The sequence below is a fragment of the Bacteroidales bacterium genome, assembly GCA_012517825.1.
GTDB lineage: Bacteria > Bacteroidota > Bacteroidia > Bacteroidales > JAAYUG01 > JAAYUG01.
This window is the reverse complement of sequence record JAAYUG010000113.1, coordinates 1-3,246: the sequence shown is the minus strand read 5'-3', so window position 1 is coordinate 3,246 and position 3,246 is coordinate 1. Positions and strand designations below refer to the sequence as shown.

Genomic DNA, 3,246 nt, shown 5'->3' with positions numbered 1-3,246 from the left:
TTCTGGGCGAAGATGCTGTTTCATCAACAACCACCTGGAATACCAGGCTGAATTCCAATATCCGCCTGAAGTGGGGTACCCGCATTCAATTGATGGCATTTTATAATGCCCCGTCCATCAATCCGCAGGGCGAAAACGGCGATTTTTTCATGACCAGCATGGGAATACGGCAGGATTTCCTGAAACGGAAGCTTAGTGCCACGCTTCAGGTGCGGGATATCTTTAATACAATGCACTTTTCCTACACTTCCAGCCAGCCGGGCGTTTTCTATTCCAGCGGCGAATTCAGACGGTCAGGACCTGTCATCAGCCTGACGCTGAGTCTTAAACTGAATAATTTCAAGGAAACCAGAAAACAGATTGATGAAGAAAATAATGACAGTGGAAGAGAAGATATGATGATGTGAGAAAAAATGCCTGTTGTAACAGCCGGTTGGAGCTCAGTGCCAGCCGGCTGTTGTATTTTCCGGATACCCTGATTTTACCCGTTCCGTAAAAAAGCATACAATTTTTTTTTGCTGGTACGGATGATTTGTATATGTTTGCACCCCGTATGAAAAAACTGAATCCGAGAATTTTACAGCAAAAAAAACAGTGAGTAATTAACATTTTGTTGCCCGAATTTGTTGATAATTTATATAGCTCCATGTAAAATTGACTTAAATCATTGTTTAGATTTGCTTCACCTTAAATTCAATACTTTGTTCAAACACGATTATGGAAGAAAATGGTTCAGAAGTCTCGCTTACCACGGGCGAGCATGATGTTCGTGAAGAAGAACCTCCGGGTAGTTCTGTAGAAATCCTCACAGAACGCATGCAGAAAAAATCTGCTAACAGGAAAAATCCCCCATCCATTAACCGGCTCACAAGTTCGTTTCGGGAAACCTATTTTCCCGGTGTTACTGATGCAATGTGGAATGACTGGAAATGGCAAATCAGCAACAGTTTCCGCACATTTGCACAGCTGGAAAAGATCCGGGGGTTTGTAAGGCCTCCATCTTATGTTAACGGGAACAAGGATCTCCTTCCTTTGCGCATCACTCCTTACTATGCAAGCCTTGTTGATTTCTCCGATCCGGCTGATGCTCTGTACCGCTGTGTTATCCCCACCCCGGAAGAATATATCATTTCTCCCGGTGAAGGATCCGACCCGTTGCATGAAGAAGGCGACAGTCCGGTCAGAAATCTTGTGCACCGGTATCCCGACAGGGTGCTGTTCCTCATTACCGGCTTCTGCAGTACCTATTGCAGGTATTGCACACGTTCCCATATGGTAGCCAAGAAGGATAAATCCCATTTTGCACTGGATGATTTTGAGCCGGCCTTTGCCTACATCGAGTCGCATACCGAAGTGCGCGACGTCTTGCTGTCAGGCGGCGACCCCTTTACTCTTCCTGATGAAAGGCTTGGGTATATACTGGAACGAATCCGGCGTATTCCCCATGTTGAAATTATCCGGATTGGCACCAAGGTACCTGCCGTCTTGCCACAGCGCATAACACCGCATCTGATATCCGTATTGAGGAAATACCATCCCCTGTATATCAGCATCCATTTTACCCACCCCAGGGAACTGACGCCGGAAGTTGGCAGGGCATGTGAAATGCTCGCCGATGCAGGAATTCCCCTCGGAAGTCAGACGGTTCTGCTCAAAGGAATCAACGATGAGGTGGAAACGATGAAACAACTGATGCAGGGTTTGCTGAAAATCCGCGTGCGTCCGTATTATCTGTACCAGTGCGATCCGATTCTCGGTTCCTCGCACTTCAGAACCCCTGTCAGCAAAGGCCTTGAAATTATCAAAGGCCTCCGGGGATTTACTTCGGGGTATGCCGTTCCTACCTATGTGATCGATGCACCTGGCGGAGGAGGAAAAATTCCTCTCCTTCCGGATTATGTTTCAGGCCGTGATGAAGGCTATCTGTTACTGAAAAATTACGAAGACAGATTGTACCGTTATCCTGATTTCTGTACAGAATGATTCTGCCTTTTGAACCGTTTACTGTGGGGTTGACGTACGACCTCCGGGATGACTATCTGAAAGAAGGGTATTCCCACGATGAAACCGCCGAATTCGACAAGGAGGAAACCATTGAGGGAATTGAACAGGCTCTGCAAAAAGCCGGTTTTCATACGGTGCGGATTGGTCATATCCGTAATCTTGTTCAGCGGCTTTCAGCAGGGGAACGATGGGACCTTGTGTTCAACATAGCGGAGGGAATGTACGGCCTGGCCCGCGAAGCCCAGGTGCCCTGCCTGCTGGATGCCTACCGCATTCCCTATGTTTTTTCCGACAGCTCCGTACTGGCCCTGGCCTTGCACAAGGGACTCACAAAACGTGTGGTACGGGATGCCGGAATTCCTACACCGGAATTTGCGGAAATTTATGCACCCGATGACGTGCAGTCTGTTCACCTTCCCTTCCCCTTGTTCGCCAAACCGGTAGCTGAAGGTACCGGTAAGGGCATCACAGGATCTTCCCGAATTACTACCCGGGAACAACTCAGATCGGTTTGCCTGCAATTGCTGGAAACCTACCACCAGCCGGTATTAGTGGAACGTTACCTCAGCGGCAGGGAGTTCACTGTGGGCCTTGTCGGTACAGGAGATACTGCCAGGGTTGTCGGCGTCATGGAAATAACCCTGGATGGTTCCGCCTCGGAAATTTACAGCCTCTATGTGAAAGAGAACTATGAGAATTTTGCCAGATACTCAGTGCCCGAAAAAGAGGTGCAGTCGGCCTGTGCAAAAATAGCCCTGGACGCATGGCGCATTCTTGGTTGCCGCGACGGAGGAAGAATTGACCTGAAAATGGATGAAAACGGCATTCCCAATTTTCTGGAGGTAAATCCTCTGGCAGGACTTAACTATAAGCACTCCGACCTCCCTCTGCTCTGCAAGCTGAATGGCATTGATTTTCAGTCACTGATCGAAATGATTATGGATTCAGCACTGAAACGCATCTCTGAATATGCCGGCCCGTATAGCAGCCATCGTGTTTAATGAAGTGCCTCCTGATGCACCCCCTGATGAAAGAGACATTCTGGATCAGGTCAGCCTCGTTGAAAATACCCTGCCGGAACTGGATTATCAGAGCGTCCGTCTGCCGGTCGGGCTTGATCTTGCAGCGTTTTTGTCACGCCTGCAGCACATCGGGCCCGATGTAATCGTCAACCTCACTGAAAGCATTTGCAACAGGGGAGAACTGCTTTTTTTGCCTGCCGCTGTGATGGAGGCATACCAT

General features: G+C 48.5%; 4 protein-coding genes. All 4 read left to right on the top strand.

Annotated features, from left to right (window positions below; all coding sequences use genetic code 11):
* On the top strand, positions 1-407 hold a 407-nt coding region (locus GX419_07895; protein ID NLI24608.1), incomplete at its 5' end, for an outer membrane beta-barrel protein.
* 310 nt (positions 408-717) lie between these two features.
* Positions 718-1,983, top strand: a complete 1,266-nt coding sequence (locus GX419_07890) for a KamA family radical SAM protein (protein NLI24607.1) — start codon at positions 718-720, stop codon at positions 1,981-1,983.
* On the top strand, positions 1,980-3,005 hold the full coding sequence (locus GX419_07885; GenBank protein NLI24606.1) for a D-alanine--D-alanine ligase: 1,026 nt from the start codon (positions 1,980-1,982) through the stop codon (positions 3,003-3,005). Before GX419_07890 ends, GX419_07885 begins: the two co-directional genes overlap by 4 nt.
* A partial coding sequence (locus GX419_07880) for a hypothetical protein (protein ID NLI24605.1) occupies positions 2,974-3,246 on the top strand: 273 nt, incomplete at its 3' end. The genes GX419_07885 and GX419_07880, both read left to right, overlap by 32 nt.